This is a genomic window from Niastella soli (assembly GCF_017742245.1).
GTDB lineage: Bacteria > Bacteroidota > Bacteroidia > Chitinophagales > Chitinophagaceae > Niastella > Niastella soli.
This window is the reverse complement of record NZ_JAGHKO010000004.1, coordinates 1,306,002-1,322,358: the sequence shown is the minus strand read 5'-3', so window position 1 is coordinate 1,322,358 and position 16,357 is coordinate 1,306,002. Positions and strand designations below refer to the sequence as shown.

Sequence of the window (16,357 nt, the reverse complement as noted above, 5' to 3'; positions counted from 1 at the left end):
AACAAAAAGATGAAACCAGTAAAAACATACATTATATACGGGTGCATAACAATGGCATGGCTGGGTTTGTTTTCCTGCGACAAAAACCTGGACAACGAGGTGAAAACAAGCTTTGACGATAAAACACAATGGCAATCTGAATCCTATGCTGATATTTTTTTAAATGATGTGTACGATCAGTTGCCTGACATGTATTCCCAGCCGGAAAACCTGGACAATTTTACCGATGACAATGATGCCGGTTTTTATTATAATTCATGGAAGTATAAAGATGGGAACCTCGATCCGGCTTCAGCTAATTATACACTTTTTGGCGGTGGCGCTACCGGCGTTCAAACCATAAGCAGGTATAACTGGCCGGCCCTGTATACTTCTATTAGAAAGTGCAATACGTTTATTCAACAGGTAACTACTCATAAAAACAATTACACGCCAGACTGGTTCAATAAACGCATCGATGAAGCCCGGTTCAACAGGGCTTTTCACTACAGCATTCTTTTCCTGCATTGGGGCGGGGTGCCTATTATTTTGGATCCACAGGTGCGAACAGACACAGGCTCTTTATATGTAAAAAGAAGCACCTATGCGGAAACACTTGACTTTATAGTAAAATCAGTGGATACAATACTTGCCAATAAATACCTTGCTGTTAAGTATAACAAGGGTAACCCAGACGCAGGCAGGGCTACACTGGGTGCCGCATTGATGTTAAAGGCTTATTTGCAGTTAGTGGCTGCAAGCCCTACATTCAATTCCGCCATGTATCCGGGAGGCCCTGATCCTAATAAGATAGCCGGATTTGGCAATGTAGATCCCGCCCGTTGGGCAACAGCTGCTGCTTCATTTAAAAAATTCATGGATGATTGGGGGGGAGCTGGTAAACAGTACAATCTTTTTTCTGACGATTCTACCCTTTGGTATGAGGACAACGAATATAATACAGAAGTGATTTGGGACAGGCAGTATGTGCCCAATGCCAAGGGGTCTAATTACGAACAATATGGCGGGCCTGTATATATCCTCGGGTCCTACTATACCTGGGGTAACTATAACCCCACACAGGAACTGGTAGATCAGTTCTTCATGGCCAATGGTAAATCCATAACAGACCCGGCATCCGGGTATGATCCTCAAAAACCTTATGTGGGCCGTGAAAGCAGGTTTTATAAATGGATCGTGTATGATGGGGCGCCTTATAAACTGGATTGGATGCCTGCACAGGATACCATTTACACCCGCATCGATAAAGTAAGACCCTCATTGAATCAAATAGATTTTGCGAGCACGGATGTAAGCAATACAGGATATTATTTCAGGAAGAAGTTAAATCCAAAGAATCGCCCTTCTACCGGATTGAGCGGAGCCAACTATATTTATTTCCGGTATGCAGAAGTGCTGTTAGGTTATGCTGAAGCGCAAAATGAGGCTGTTGGCCCGGATGCTTCTGTATATAATGCCATGAATGCGATCAGAGCGCGTGTAAACCTGCCTGCTTTACCTCCATTATTAAGCCAAAACCAGATGCGTGATGCCATTCGCCAGGAAAGAAGAGTGGAACTTTGCTTTGAAAACAAACGCTTCCAGGATCTCATCCGTTGGAAAATTGCAGACCAGGTATTGACTGTTGATTTACATGGAATGAAGATCGAAAATACTTTACCGGGTAACAACAGTGGTGTTTGGACATATACGCCGGTAGGGTTGAATCATCCACATGCATTCAAAATGAAACAATACCTGCACCCTGTTCCGCAGGCCGCCCTTGCACAGAACTATAAGCTGGTGCAAACGCCCGGCTATTGACTAGTTTAAGAACACTTATTTATTTGAAATTCATTGATTTATATAAGTAAATTCGAGTCCAATCCGGGTTCACATCGTTTAAAGCAGGTCGAAAGACCTGCTTTTTATTTTAATGGGCAATTTGTAAAATGGTATAATGTAGCGTTTCTTCCGCCATTTCCCGCCGTTCAATTAGTCGATTTTCTTCACTTGCTTTACAAGACCATAAAACCGTGTTATTTACTATAGCTTTGCGCAAAAAAGAAGATGGCATTTTCCGCATTGGGTTTATCTGCACCGTTATTAAAGGCGATAGGCGGGCAGTCATTTACACAGCCTACGCCTGTGCAGCAGCAGGCCATTCCTGCTATCTTACAGGGAAAGGATATACTCGGCATCTCTAAAACCGGCTCTGGCAAAACTGCCGGTTATGTATTGCCTATACTGGAATTGTGCCAACGCCGGGTAGAAAAGAAAGACAGACACGTGCGCGTACTGGTCATGGTGCCCACCCGTGAGCTGGCAATACAGGTAAATGATGTTTGTAAAATCTTCTGCGCTCAACTGCCGAATAAAATAAAAACAATGGCGGTGTATGGTGGTGTTTCCATCAACCCGCAAATGATGACCTTGCATGGCATCGAAATATTAATAGCTACCCCGGGCCGGTTGCTTGATCTGATAGACCATAAAGCTGTGCACTTGTCACAAGTAGATATACTGGTGCTGGATGAGGCCGATCAAATGCTCAACCTGGGCTTTAAAGAGGAGATGGATAAGGTGTTTCAGCTGTTACCGGCCAAACGCCAGAACCTGTTGTTCTCTGCCACTGCCAGTGATGATATTAAAGATATGCAGCGTCACCTGCTGCACCAGCCGGTAACGATTGAAGTGGTAGAAGAAGAGCAGCGCATTGAACTGATCGAACAACTTGCCTATCATGTAACCGCAGCTCGTAAGGGCCCGCTTTTACGCTACCTGATCAAGCATGAAGATATGAAGCAGGTGCTGGTGTTTACCTCTGCCGTAAGAACGGCAGATAACCTTGTAGGCAAACTTATCAAAAATGGGATACAGGCAGCTTCTTTGCACGGGCACTTGAGCCAGACTGCCCGTCTTGAAACGCTGCAACGCTTTAAAGCAGGCAAGCTGCGGGTACTGGTAGCGTCTGATCTTGCTTCGCGGGGTATTGATATCCGGCAATTGCCTATAGTCATTAACTACGAGTTGCCACGTTCTCCCAAAGATTATATTCACCGCATCGGCCGTACCGGCAGGGCAGGGCTTTCGGGCAAGGCTGTTTCGCTGATATGTCCTGAAGACCAGCATCATTTTGGCATCATCCAGAAAAAGATGGGGAAAAAAGTAGAGATTCTGGAAAGTGACGATATTAATCTGCAGGGATTTTAATAATTACGCCGGTAGACACCGCCTCAATATTGGCCTTACTTTAAACTTTGGAGATAATTGAAAGGCATTTAAAGAGTTTGCAAAGCTTTGGTTATCAATTCCCTTAACTTGTAAAGGACTTCAAACTCCATCCAAAATGAGTTCGAGATTCGTCCAAACGGGTTCACAGAAATAAAAGAGAGGCTATCAAAACTGGTGGCCTCTTTTTTTATCTCAATTTTATCGATCTCATAAATCTGTTGCCGGCTGTTGTTATCCCTTCCGTTTTGCTACAACCAACTTGAAGTTTTACTTTCGTGCGGCATGAATATCTATACTACCCCAGGGCTGGTTACCATCACCTGTCATAAGCGAACTATGCTTTATCTGGAACAGGAAGTGAAAGAGCTTGGCTTTGACCCGATAGAAACTTTTGTTACGGGCGTAAAATTAAAAGCAACGGTGAATGAATGTATCCGGCTCAATCTGAACCTTCGTTGCGCCAGCCAGGTGTTGTATAGTCTCCAATCCTTTAAGGCTCGCAATGCTGATGATGTATATAATAATCTTCTCCACTATCCCTGGGAAGATATCTTACCTGATGGTATTTACTTTTCCATTACTAGTAATGTGAGCAACGACAGTATCAATAACAGTATGTACGCTAACTTGCGCGTGAAGGATGCCGTCATCGACAGACTACGCGAAAAAAGAGGTACACGTCCTCCCACCGGTTCTGCATTAACGGGTGCTGTGATCCATTTATTTTGGAGAGAAGAACACGCCGAAGTCTTTATTGATACCTCGGGTGATTCTCTGGCCCGTCATGGATACCGCAAAATACCTGGTCAGGCGCCGATGCTGGAATCACTGGCGGCTGCTACTATTTATGCTTCTCGTTGGGACAGGGTGAGTCCCTTCGTGAACCCGATGTGTGGTTCGGGTACTATTGCTATCGAAGCTGCCATGATCGCAACCAATCGCAGACCCGGATTGTTCAGGACCAACTATGCTTTTATGCACCTGCAGGGTTATGATGAGCAGGTATACCTGCAGGAGGATGCCCGATTGGAAGAGCAGATCAAAGAAATACCAGGTCTTCGTATCATCGCTACCGATTACAGCGCCAAAGCCATTGAGAATGCCCGTAAGAATGCAGTGGCCGCCGGTGTGGCCAACTTGATAGAATTTGCCGTTTGTGATTTTGCTGCTACAGAAGTGCCACCGAACGTGCCGGGTATCTTTTACGTGAATCCAGAATACGGAGAGCGGTTGGGAGAAATAGCTGAACTGGAAAAAACATACAGTCGTATTGGTGACTTTATGAAACAAAAATGTGGTGGTTACTTTGGTTATGTATTTACCGGCAATCTTGAATTAGCCAAGAAGATTGGTCTGAAAGCAACACGACGTATAGAATTTTATACCAGTATTATTGACTGCCGCCTACTGGAATATGAATTGTACAGAGGAACCCGGTAGCTCCCCCTGCGATAGGTTTGAAAAGAGGTTATCGAAAGGTAGCCTCTTTTTTTGTGCGTATATTTCGGTAAGGCGCCGGCTCGTTTAAAAACATTCTTCCACACTCAGCACGTCATTTGACCAATAACCAGTTTATATCCTTTGCCGTGCACATTCAGGATGCTTACGCTTGGGTCCGCTTGCAACTTTTTCCGCAATTTCGAGACGAACATATCCAGGCTCCGGCCAACAATGACGCCTTCATCTTCCCACACTTCTTTCAACAACTGATCACGATCTATCACCTTCTGCTGGGCGTTGGCAAATACGTGCAACAGTTTGGCTTCTTTAGCTGTGAGTGGAATGATAGAGGTGCCAGCTATCAATTGCTGACTTTCCGGCAAGAAAAGTAGGTTACCAATCGCAATACCGGATGGTGCCGGGACTTCCCGTTTAATTGCTGACGGTGGTAGATCTGGTTGAATATTTTGCAGCCCTGTAATCTCCATCGTTATCCCGGTTGAGTTATCCAGAGCTGGCATATTGACTGCTTTGTCGGCAGTTCTTCCTTTTCTTAAATAAAGGGCGCGGAATAGTAAACTTATCAGAATAGCCACCAGGCTACCTGCAAGCAGACCGCTTGCAAACGGGTCCATGCCGGCGGCCTTGGTTTCTGTAAACCTGATCCGGATATTGTAACAGGCTTTTTCCTGCTGGCGACCCAGGCAGGGTATTACATTGCGGGCTTTGTCTTTATGTATCTGGAATCCGTAGATCACTTCGGCCGATGGAGCGCAATGGATCACTTCCACGAGGTAACTGGAGGGCAGACTGTTGGCCGCTATTAACCGGCGCACAGTAGCCACCAAAGTATCGGGCAAAAAGGTAAAGGGGGCCGCAAACCGGATCAGGTATTCCTTGTTCGCCCGCTCTTCCACAGGGAGGACGCGGGAGGAGGAATCGCCGGCCTGTAACAGCAATTGGTGACCGATCTGCCGGATCACCAGTTTTTCAGTCGCCTTATCTGTAGCGGGTAGGGCAGCCCGGCCATGAATGGCGGCCCAGGAAACGATGACTATAAAGGAGATGCCTATTGCCAGCAGGGATTTCCAGCTCATACTTAAAATTACAGCATTCCCTGCGAGCCCCGGTAGCGCAAGTCAGATTTTACATTCGTTTACAAAGTTTTTACCCCGCTTTTACCACTCCTGCGGACGCATACTGTAGGTTTGTATCAACAACCCGGGTTTCTTTTTTTCGCTTTTATCATCACATAAATCAACATCTTATATGCGATCAATTTTATTGTTCGTCTACGTCCCCTTGTGCTTTACCGGTGCAGTCGCCTGTCGGGATCGTTCAGCGGCGGCTATCGCTGCCCCTACACTTGCTATTACATCGCCGGCACCGTCCACCCCGGTGGGAAATGTAGTGGGTTATTCCCTTGTTATACCAGAAAGTTTTGTCAATTGGAAAGGCATGCATGTTATGGGAGGAAAGGGACACCAAGGCTATATCAAACCCCTGGCGGGCACCCTGGCTTTCGACGGCAATGGCACTATTGCAGGAGGCTATTTTGAACTGGATATGAATACAATTACGGTTACTGACAGAAAAGACACGAGCAGCGATAACGGACTGGTATCGCATCTGAAAGACCCTGACTTCTTTGATGTGAAGAAGTATCCTAAGGGTACGTTTCAATTAATCAAAGCGATTAAAGTCTCCAGCGATTCTTCTTATTATATTACCGGGCAATTGACCTTACGGGCCATTACACAAGAGATCCATTTTCCGGCCACCATCGTCAGGAATGGGGAGAATATTGTTGCTACAGCGTCGCTCACAATAGACCGTACGAAATGGGGCATCACTTATCAGTCAGGAAGTATATTTGGACTTGTGAAAAACGAGTTGCTGGAAGACAGGGTACCCGTGTCACTGGCTTTACGATTTCATCAGCAGCAGTAAGAAGCGGGTCTGTCAGGAACCCAATCTCTTATAGATGAGGTATATTTATGTGTACCTGCAAGTAATCCAAAGGAATTCGGGGTTGTCTATTGCACTTAAAGGAGCATCCTGTTAAAAATCATCAGCTTAATTTATATAATTTCTTTAGATCTTCCCTCAACTGGTTTGAAGAAATTCCAATCCGGTTCACAACTTCGTTTAGTGAGGCGTCATACATTGACGCCTTTTTTTATGCAAATGCCCGGGCTTACCAGCATGAAAAGTTGACTGCTATGAATATTCCTTAAGGCTATACCCTTTACCTCTTACGTTAATTATTTCAATAGAGCTATCATCAATAAAGTATTTTCTTAAGCGCGTAATATAAACATCCATACTTCTTGCTGCAAAAGGATCATCTTCACCCCATAGCTTAATAAGTGCCGTCTTTCTGTCTAACAATTTATTTTTTGCAGCAATCAGCAATTGCAACAGGTCGGCTTCTCTTTGTGAGAGTCGAATGTTGTTGTTATCCCGCTGCAGGGTAAGCTTTTTATAATTGAGCAGATAGCAACCCACTTTTTGGGGCTTTTCTAAGCTATATTTAGAGGTGAATAATTCGCTCCGGCGCACCACGGCCTTTAAGCGCAGTACCAACTCTTCCAAAGAAAAGGGTTTCTTCATGTAGTCATCTGCACCAATTTCCAGTCCGCGTATAACGTCTTCGGTTTCTCTTCGGGCAGTAAGAAAAATTATCGGCATTTTCTCATCAATCAGACGAATTTCCGAGACCAGCGAAAAGCCGTCTTTTCTGGGTAACATAACGTCAACGATACATACATCAGGTTTATACTTTTTGAATTGCTCCCATCCATCAACCCCATTAATCGCAATGGAAACTAGGAACTCACGGGTTTCCAGCGATTCTTTAATGATTGCCGCCAATGTAGGTTCGTCTTCCACTAATAGGACAGTGATCTTATTTGTCATAAAACCGGATTGTAAATGTTGTTCCCTGATCTGGTTTACTAGCCACAGAAATTTCACCATCCAATATTAAAGCCAGTTCCTTAACGAAGCTTAAGCCCAGTCCATATCCTTTTACTTCATGTACATCACTGGTTTGTACGCGGTAAAATTTATCAAAGATAAACGGCAGGTGAAAGCTGGCTATGCCTTTGCCCTTGTCGGCTACCTGTAGCTGCCAGCCGTTTATGATAGGCTGGAAATTGATCTCGATATGAACAGGATGGTTGGAATATTTAATGGCATTGTCGATAAGGTTGCTGAATACGGAGTCCAGGATAAATGGGTCAGTGTTGACCATTGGTTGCGACAAATTATAATTGATGAGGACCGCATCGGGCAAGGTCAGGTTAAACCGGTTGCTTACTTCGCGGGCCAATTGAGCTACATCAACCCGTTTCAGCTGGGCTCGGATAACACCCTGTTCGTATTTGCTGATCTCCAGGATGCGATCTATATCCTGGTCCATTTTATTTAAAATGACCCCATTTGTTTTGAGATACCTGGTTAATTTTTCCGGATCAGCCGCCGCGCCAAAGGTTTCCAACGCATCTACAGATGATTTTAGAATGGTGATGGGCGTCCTTAACTCATGCGTGATATTGTTGATGAAATCGTTTTTGAATTTGTTCAACCGCATTTGCCGGATGATCATTTTGCCCATAATTAAAAGACTGCCGGCCGATAACAATATAAGCAACAGTGAAACGCTGGCCGGAATGATATTTTGCCGCCAGAGCGCGAGTGACTGGTTTTTAGGAATGGCCTGTACTATCACCGGAGATCTGTAAAAATTAACAGGTACGGAGATGGCATGGTCCGTCGCAACCTTTGCATTGGTTGATACGATCAACCGAAAGGGAACGCGAATATTTTCTTTCAGTAGTTCTTTTTTAAAAAACAGGTTTAGAGAATCGGGGTTGAGCGGTGTATGCATTTGCTGAGATAGCAGCCGGCCCAGGATCTCCAAGAGCGCATCTTTATTCTCCTCATCCACTTTAACGGTTGTAAATTTTGCGTTAAACCTTTTTATGACCTTGGGAGTATCCAATGCAATAGAATCGCGGTTGGGAATGGTACTTTGAAAAAAGGTTAGCGTGGGTTCTTTATACTGAAGCGAAGTGGGTAGTTCGTTCTGCTGCAATTGGTAGCTGGTAATGGCTCTCCGCAATGCAAATCGGGCACTGGTTATAAAATTACGTTCACTTGCTTTATAACTATTGTAGACCCAGGTAACCTGGAAAAGTATAACCATTGCTACAGTAAGGAAGGCTATAAAGAACGTGAATTTTAGTCTTTTTCTCATGGAGGCTGCAAAGGTAGATGTTACAATTATTTTTTATCGGGCTGTTAACAGTATTTAACACTAAAGCCATGGGTATTAACTTTCAATCATTTACAGACAGTTAGCTTTGTGAGCAAATTAAATGTTATGCTTTTCCGCTCCTTCTTATTGATTTTTTTAATGGTGGTCGCCATTGCCGGTGTTCGCGCCCAGGGACAAGAACGCAAACCCGCCGATTCCATGCTTACCGTACAAGCGCCATTGTTCAAAATGAAAGATATGAACGGCAAGGTCGCTTCCTTGTCAGATTATAAGGGTAAAGTAGTGGTGCTTATGTTCTGGTCTACCTGGTGTCAGCCCTGCCATCTCGACTTTCCTTCTGTGAACAATGTGATTAAGGATTATGCGGGCGATACAAGTGTTGTTTTTCTTTTTATTGACACCCGTGAAAAAGCCTCCAATTACAGGGAGCTTGTTCAGGAGGATCTTAGGTCGCACCACTATGATTTTAATGTATTATTTGATGAAATGGGGCCGGATGGAATGCAGAGCAAATATTATACTGCATATGGCATGATCGGTATTCCCACTAAATTCATTATCGACCGTAACGGTATTATCCGCTATCAACTTATTGGATATAATAGTAAAATGAAGAATGAAGAAGCTGCCATTACACTGCAACAGCTAATTCGCAAGGTAAAAGCAGTTTAACCAATAATGAGACTCTAAAACCAATCCTGAGCAGGATATACAGTTTTATTTTTAAAGTTGTAGCGTGTTATTATTAGTTGATGCTAACGGAAATTCTATGAACGAATTACAGGCGTTGCATACCCGAATTTCCATCATTAAACTATGTCAAAGAACTGTAAGAGTACTACAGCTGCTTTGCGCAGAAGCAGATGCAATATCATACAAAGGTAAAACTGTTTTTTGGGTCAGCAATAACAGGCATGGCTATCCCTGTCTATAAGTGGTTATGTTTCCCATTTATGTCTACAATGGTCTATAAGTGTCTATAAGTGTCTTGCCTTGTTATAGGGAAAACCGGATATTATTTGGGATGGCGCCGGTATTGTGCCGGTATTACTGTGGGTAATGTTCGGAGTTTGTTCGGACTCTCCCTGGGAATGTTCGGGTGTACACAGGGGAAACCCGAACAAAGTCCGAACAAAGTCGGGAGCAAACCCAGCTCCATACCAGAGAAATCCCATAGCTGCTCTTTCAATTATAGCGTCGTTTTGCGACTGGTAAGAATAGGGGTGGAGCAGTTTCAAAATTATCCGAAAAAGATCATCTTTGCAGGTCCGGTTCACAAAAGGTTCACAGCAATGTGAGCCTTTTTTTGTGTTTATTTTGGATTCGGTTGAATTCCGGTGGGATCATCACATTTCAACAAATGGATTGAAAACAAACCATAATCGTATCCGAAACAGGACTATCATCAGGTAAGTGCCATTGTTGTGCGTATGAATGAGAAATTTGTGCAAACAGGAGTACAAACAATAAATAATTTTTCATTAGCAAACAGGAAACTGTTGAATAAATGGTATTAATAACCGTCAGGGCCGGTAGGTTTATAAAGGCTGCTAAAGTAAGCTTTTTACAAGGGTATTAAATAAAGCCGCATAATATCTTTAGCATAAATTAACCTGCTCTTAATGGTTATTGGTTAACTTTACCGATGGCTTCACAAAGAAAAGTTACATATCCGGTTTTCAAAAAAAATCAGCCGGACGATTCCTACAAATTTCAGCCCCTGCCTGAACCTCCAGGCAAATACCCTTTTCATCTGGATCTGCATACCGTGATACCTGCCATAAGTGCTGAAAAAATGGTATTTCACATGGTGGGTGATACGGGCAGTTTGTATGGCGGAAATTTTCAGCGTATTGTCGCCGGTGAAATGAGGAAGCAATACCAGGAAGTGCATGATTTGGAAGACAAACCACAGTTCTTATACCATCTGGGTGATGTGGTATACACCTTTGGCGAAGCGGCGAATTATTATCCGCAGTTTTTTGCACCGTATCGTGATTATCCAGGGCCGGTGTTTGCCATCCCAGGCAACCACGATGGAGATATTAATCCGGCTGGAACGCCTTATAAAAGCCTTGACGCCTTCATGAAGGTCTTCTGCGACGTTGAATCCCGACCTGTTCCTTTCAGCGGTGATGTAGACAGAAAAAGCATGATACAGCCGAATGTTTATTGGACGCTGGAAACGCCTCTTGCAAACATGATCGGCTTATATGGCAATATCACAAAATTTGGAACAATTACTGAGCAACAGCGGGAGTGGTTTATTCGCGAGCTTAAAAATGCCCGGTTGCAGGGGCCGGGAAAAGCTTTGATTGTCTGTGTGCATCATGCCCCTTATTCTGCGGATTCCAACCATGGGGCAAGTTCTTACATGATTGAATTTCTTGAAAGTGCTTTTACGGAATCAGGCGTACATCCTGATATCGTTTTCAGCGGACATGTGCACAATTACCAGCGTTTTAGCCGGCATTATGCCAATGGTTCAATTGTTCGGTTTATTGTTGCAGGCGCAGGTGGGTACGATGATTTGCATAGTCTGGTTATGGAAGGGGATACAAATTTTGCTGCGGACAGCACTTTAACCGAGCAGGTGCGGCTTGAACAGTTCTGTGACAACAGACATGGCTTTTTAAAGATCTCCCTTGAAAAAGCCGGTAAAGCAGTTAAATTAACCGGAGAATATTTTTCAATTCCGCATGAGATCAGGCCGGGTGAAACACCCTCGGTGCTGACAGATACATTTCAAATTTCCTGTTCCGGCGGGATTTAACATAGAATATTTCATTCTGGTAGGGGAGTGGCTTAACTTTATTAGGAGATTGTACTATTTCTGTCAGCCAAAAACTACTGTTATGAAAATCATTTCTATACTCTTCATCAGTTGTTTATTGAATTTCTCTGCTAACAGTCAGTCTTTTAAACTTATAGGTGATTATAGCCTGGGTATACCGCAACAACAAATGGCTAAAAATATTCAGGCAATCCATAGTTTTCATATAGGGGGACTGTATTCATTTCCTGGTCATTTAAAAAACCTGTCTGTGGGATTGGAACTGGGTTGTGGCATCTATGCGTATGAAAAGATTGATCAAACCTTTTACTTCGACGCCAATACTCCAACCGTTGTACCGGTTAACTACAGCAGCAGCGTGTTTAATGCGAACCTGCAGGCAAGATATCAGTTTTTGGATGAAAATAGATCTCTGATTGTACCTTATATCAATGCCAAAGCGGGTTCGTATAATTTTAATAGCAATATCTCTATCGAGGATCCTGATGATCCTGACGGTTGTCATCCACTCGACAAGAAAAGATTGATCAATGATAATACATTGTATTGGGGCGCAGGTGCCGGTTTTCTAATTAACCCGTCTATATTTTCAAAACATAAAAAAAATGGGCAGGTCATGTTCGATATCAGCATAAACACCATCCGCGGCGGTGATCTTGATTATATCAATACCAAACATTTGAAAGATGAACAGGATTTCACTCAGGAAGGGGGGAAACCCATGTTGGTGAAATTTATTAATGTAAGTACTCAGGATATTCATGAGCACAAAGTAGCGCAGGTGTATAATTCAAATTTGAACATCCTGGAAATTAAAGCAGGAGTTGTAGTGAAGTTTAAGAACTGGAGGTAGAAAAACGAAGCAATCCATAAATCATAAATTGGGTAACGGCGGGTTTCCCAACAATAGAGCTATTTCCTGCTTTATTATTTCTCTGTGAGCCCGATCATAACGCCAAACGAACCGCCTATTTGATTCAAACCCTTATCGGGGCAGTACATTTCAGAAATGGCGCCATCAAGGTATAATGCATTCCGGCAGCCCTTTTGCTTAAAATACATCGCAAATTCGTACAAGGTTACTGCTTCATTGGATATAGCAAATAACACGCTTCCATTAGGCAATATGCCTACACCACTTCTGATATTAAGATTGGAAGAGTTCTTATTAAAAGCCGGATGTATTTCATTAGCTATCACAAGCATTGGTCCAGACTGGGTCGCATATTTCACCTTCCCATTATCCTTAAAATCTTCCGTTTTACAGATCTTTGCCTCATTGTTAGCCGTTAAAAAGAAGATGCCGTTTGGTTTTAAACCGAAGTTGCCGCCCCCTTTTACATGGTTTACGCCTTTAATCATCTTGAAATTTTCAATGTAAAGGCCGACGGGAGTATACTCCGGCGTAAACATGCCGCCGTTAGTAGCAAAAAGGAGATGCTGTTTTTTAGATTGTAGCCATTCTTTCAGGCTTTGTATGGTATTAAATTTTACGCCTTTCTCATTCTTATAGTAAAAGTGAATTCGCTGCGGGTCATTTACGATATAGTCAATTATCTTATCCTGTGCTAACAGGTTAATAGGAAGTAAAGTCAACAGCAGGTAAATAATGTGTTTCATAGCCTGCGTATTAATTACAATGTTTGGAAATCTAAGAGTTTCCAAGATACGAAAACAACTTACTTGGTCTTCGTGCTATGTCCACGTTTGCTGATCGTTTTCACCTCCAGGTTAAAAATTAATGGCGTAAAGGGCGGAAATAGTGAATTACCCGTTTCTCCATAGGCCAACCGCGACGGAATAATAAGTAAAGCATGGGTGCCTGAGGGAAATAGTAAAAGGGCTTCATCAATGGCCGGGATGGTTTTAGGTGAACCGGCTACCGCGCTATCTGGTATGTAACTGCGCTGTTCAGTAAATATACCAGTTTGCCTGGCCGTATCCTCAATACTTGTATCAAACACTTTTCCGGTAATATACCTGCCGGTATAGTCAAATTGCACGGTATCACCGGGCCTGGCTGGTGATCCATCGCCATTTTTTATAATTACGTATTGCAGTCCGGAAGATGTTACCGCAGGTTTGAGTTTATTAGCCGTAATATACCGACTTATTTTTCCGGGTTCCTGTAACCGGTCGGACGCTGAATTGTTTGATAGAAACTCGTTGACTTTCTGTTGAAACAAGCTATCGGGCATGTTAAGCCGGGGAATGACCTTTTCAACTTTAACCGTAAATGAAAGATACTTTCCTTTAGCGTGCGGAGGTTTGGGAACGTTCAGGATGATTTGCATGGAATCAAAATTAAGCAGGAATGTAGCGCTGTCGCCCTCACTCAAAAACGCCAATCCGGTAAAAATATCACCCCTGAAAAAGGGCTTTTGCTGTTCAAAAAACAGGGGGTGCCCTGTTTCATAAGAACTGGCCAGCAAAACACCTTCCTGTGTGCGGTGGATAAAGTGAACAGAGAGAAAGTCGCCTGTTTGTATCGTTTTGCCAGGCTGGTCACGATGAATGAGGTACCGCATGTCTGCGGGGCCTTGCTTAAAGCCATTGCAACAGGTAAGTAGAAGAACAGATCCAGCCAGAAGAAGCATATACTTATTCATAGAGAATATAATTATACAAAACCACCCCAACAGGGTTGGGATGGTTTTGTGTTTGGAGGCTTGATTTGTTTACTTACACGCCGTCGCGTTGAAAGGCTCCTACAAGACGCGCGTTTCGTTGACCGTTAACTGTTGTCCATTCGCTATTGTAATTTAATCCATATGGCCAGAAAGAATGCCCATCTGCACTTAAGGTGGCGGTAGGGCTTTCGCCTACAAAACTTCTAAGCATAGCCAGTCCGTAGGCGCCTGTATATTTACCGTTTACAACCAGTTGCGTCCAGCGGGTGGTTGTACCAACACCTTGTGTATGCGATATTTCATGCATGGCAGTACACTGGGTCATATATGAACGATTGGCGCCAAACCGAATGGTGCCATTTACATTTCCGTCGGCAGTAGCAACACTGGTATTATATTCTACCCTAAGGTTACCGCTGCAATAAGTGGTTTGTTGGTTGTACATGGTAATTGCGGCATTCATTGCTGCCGTAATGCGGTTATAGGCATCTGTTTGGTCGGCCGTTGGGTTAGAGACCCTTACCAGGTACCAGGTAAGGGTGGCCTCCGGGTTGGGCGTGGCAATGGTCAATTCTTCGGTATTTTCATTGGGTGTTTCCACTTTTTTTTCGCAACCGGTATTGCTTACCATAACTGCAAACAGCAGGATAATGCTTATGATTCGTGTTAAAAATGCAGGTGACTTCATAGTAAAAAGTTTAATAATTAATGAATACATGATCTTCAAGCCTCCTTGTTCCCTGGTCGGGAAGAACAAGCCTGGATGAACCGGAAAATAATAGCAATCGTTATTATCTTATAAAAGACAGGTATTTAAGACAATTAAATTACGTCGCGAATGAATATAGCGTAGTGGTCTAATTGGTTTATTAAGGGGGCTGTGTAGGATTTTTATAAAGATCCGGCACACCAGATGGTGATTTCGGTGCTAACAGTGATACTATTTTGAGGGGGTACAAAAAGTAGAAGGCTACTGGATGGCAATATACGCGCTTCCGGAGCTTTTAGAATACGCTTCCGGGGGGAGGTGGTTCGGTTTATTTAACCGGTTGGAGAAATGCGTTTAATGATGTGTTTGCGGATGCAATAATTTAAACAGCTCCTTTTGTAGATCTTCGTTTGACAATTTGTTTAATGACTCGGAATTAATTTCATACCATTTCTTTTTATTGCCTAATACGCCAATTACATAGGTATGTCCGGCCGGCACTACTTCGCCGGTTTCGGGATGCTTTTTGGATAGTGTTACCACTACATCTTTAAATTTTGACATAATTGTAAGATAACTAAAATAATTGGTTGTGTCCAGTTTTACTTAGTCGTGGGGCCGTATTGGTAGTAGGGAAATTTTTAGTTACTTAGCAAAAGCAAGCAGTCTTTAATAACCCTTAAATGCCGACCCATCATGAAAATGAGATCTTGCTTTTTATTCGTATTTGTTTTATTAGCCAGTAATGTATTTTCTCAGGATACAACATCCTGGAAACCGCATGTCGTTGATAACATTGTTACCTTACATCTTCCCGATGGCGATTTTGAGATCATTCGCCCAATGGAAAATTTTACTGTTTATAGAGCGGTATATGATTCAGTAGTTTTCCTCTTCACAAAAATTGACCTTATAGAAACAACCCCATTAGCAAAAGATAGTGCTGATCTGAGAAATAAATACAGTGAGCTGTTACAAGGATTTATAAATACATCAAAAAGCCAATTAATTGACAGTGGGCTGTTTAAAGAAAGAAATTATCTGGGCAGCTACCTAAAAGCAAAAAAGAACAATGATGGGATCGATTATTTCCTTGAATACAAAGCCTTCTTTTTGAATGAAGATACTTACGGGGTACAAATAATCTATCCGGTATCTCAGCTAAGTAAACTATCAGACATGAGGAAAAAGCTCCTGAGCGCAATAAAGATCTCCCGGGAAGCAAAGCAGATCAAAGGAGCTGTAAAGAAAAAAGTAAGATAACAAGCCTTACTGCGCAAAATATCAAC

The 16,357-nt window shown here is 43.1% G+C and carries 15 protein-coding genes; 8 read left to right on the top strand and 7 right to left on the bottom strand.

Translation table 11 applies throughout. The annotated features are described in order from the left end of the window. Positions 1-9 precede the first annotated feature (9 nt). The 3 genes from J7I42_RS20050 (at position 10) to J7I42_RS20040 (ending at position 4,653) form a co-directional block, all read left to right on the top strand. Complete coding sequence (locus tag J7I42_RS20050; protein WP_209140635.1) at positions 10-1,803, top strand: RagB/SusD family nutrient uptake outer membrane protein; 1,794 nt, start codon at positions 10-12, stop codon at positions 1,801-1,803. Between the two features lie 246 nt (positions 1,804-2,049). Further along, positions 2,050-3,192 carry a DEAD/DEAH box helicase gene (locus J7I42_RS20045; RefSeq protein ID WP_209140634.1) on the top strand — a complete coding sequence of 381 codons (1,143 nt, stop codon included), beginning with the start codon at positions 2,050-2,052 and terminating at the stop codon, positions 3,190-3,192. A gap of 303 nt (positions 3,193-3,495) precedes the next feature. Further along, positions 3,496-4,653, top strand: coding sequence for a THUMP domain-containing class I SAM-dependent RNA methyltransferase (locus tag J7I42_RS20040; RefSeq protein WP_209140633.1), 1,158 nt, complete (start codon positions 3,496-3,498; stop codon positions 4,651-4,653). Between the two features lie 104 nt (positions 4,654-4,757). On the opposite strand, the gene J7I42_RS20035 is transcribed toward J7I42_RS20040, so the two are convergent. Further along, positions 4,758-5,750, bottom strand: coding sequence for a winged helix-turn-helix domain-containing protein (locus tag J7I42_RS20035; RefSeq protein ID WP_209140632.1), 993 nt, complete (start codon positions 5,748-5,750; stop codon positions 4,758-4,760). 172 nt (positions 5,751-5,922) lie between these two features. Between J7I42_RS20035 and J7I42_RS20030 the strand changes: the two genes are divergently transcribed. Beyond that, positions 5,923-6,603, top strand: a complete 681-nt coding sequence (locus J7I42_RS20030) for a YceI family protein (protein WP_209140631.1) — start codon at positions 5,923-5,925, stop codon at positions 6,601-6,603. A 270-nt stretch (positions 6,604-6,873) separates the two neighbouring features. Here J7I42_RS20030 and J7I42_RS20025 read toward each other — a convergent pair whose 3' ends face one another. Then, entirely contained in the window at positions 6,874-7,572 is a 699-nt protein-coding gene (locus tag J7I42_RS20025) for a response regulator transcription factor (RefSeq protein ID WP_209140630.1), read from the bottom strand. Next, positions 7,562-8,914, bottom strand: coding sequence for a sensor histidine kinase (locus tag J7I42_RS20020; protein ID WP_209140629.1), 1,353 nt, complete (start codon positions 8,912-8,914; stop codon positions 7,562-7,564). Before J7I42_RS20020 ends, J7I42_RS20025 begins: the two co-directional genes overlap by 11 nt. Positions 8,915-9,040: 126 nt before the next feature. Between J7I42_RS20020 and J7I42_RS20015 the strand changes: the two genes are divergently transcribed. The 3 genes from J7I42_RS20015 (at position 9,041) to J7I42_RS20005 (ending at position 12,582) form a co-directional block, all read left to right on the top strand. Continuing rightward, positions 9,041-9,607: a TlpA family protein disulfide reductase gene (locus J7I42_RS20015; RefSeq protein ID WP_209140628.1), complete on the top strand. Its 567-nt coding sequence runs from the start codon at positions 9,041-9,043 to the stop codon at positions 9,605-9,607. Between the two features lie 973 nt (positions 9,608-10,580). Further along, positions 10,581-11,708 carry a metallophosphoesterase family protein gene (locus J7I42_RS20010; protein ID WP_209140627.1) on the top strand — a complete coding sequence of 376 codons (1,128 nt, stop codon included), beginning with the start codon at positions 10,581-10,583 and terminating at the stop codon, positions 11,706-11,708. Positions 11,709-11,790: 82 nt separating this feature from the next. Then, complete coding sequence (locus J7I42_RS20005; protein ID WP_209140626.1) at positions 11,791-12,582, top strand: hypothetical protein; 792 nt, start codon at positions 11,791-11,793, stop codon at positions 12,580-12,582. A gap of 74 nt (positions 12,583-12,656) precedes the next feature. Here the strand turns inward: J7I42_RS20005 and J7I42_RS20000 are convergent, their stop codons facing one another. The 4 genes from J7I42_RS20000 to J7I42_RS19985 form a co-directional block, all read right to left on the bottom strand. Further along, a complete protein-coding gene (locus tag J7I42_RS20000) occupies positions 12,657-13,349 on the bottom strand; it encodes a phosphodiester glycosidase family protein (RefSeq protein WP_209140625.1) in 693 nt (230 codons plus the stop codon). A 59-nt stretch (positions 13,350-13,408) separates the two neighbouring features. Continuing rightward, positions 13,409-14,338, bottom strand: coding sequence for an FKBP-type peptidyl-prolyl cis-trans isomerase (locus J7I42_RS19995; protein WP_209140624.1), 930 nt, complete (start codon positions 14,336-14,338; stop codon positions 13,409-13,411). Between the two features lie 73 nt (positions 14,339-14,411). Next, positions 14,412-15,047 (bottom strand): hypothetical protein, encoded by a 636-nt coding sequence (locus J7I42_RS19990; RefSeq protein ID WP_209140623.1) that lies wholly within the window; start codon positions 15,045-15,047, stop codon positions 14,412-14,414. A 375-nt stretch (positions 15,048-15,422) separates the two neighbouring features. After that, positions 15,423-15,632 carry a hypothetical protein gene (locus J7I42_RS19985; RefSeq protein ID WP_209140622.1) on the bottom strand — a complete coding sequence of 70 codons (210 nt, stop codon included), beginning with the start codon at positions 15,630-15,632 and terminating at the stop codon, positions 15,423-15,425. 132 nt (positions 15,633-15,764) lie between these two features. Here J7I42_RS19985 and J7I42_RS19980 point away from each other — a divergent pair, with 132 nt between their 5' ends. Beyond that, positions 15,765-16,331, top strand: coding sequence for a hypothetical protein (locus J7I42_RS19980; RefSeq protein WP_209140621.1), 567 nt, complete (start codon positions 15,765-15,767; stop codon positions 16,329-16,331). Positions 16,332-16,357 lie beyond the last annotated feature (26 nt).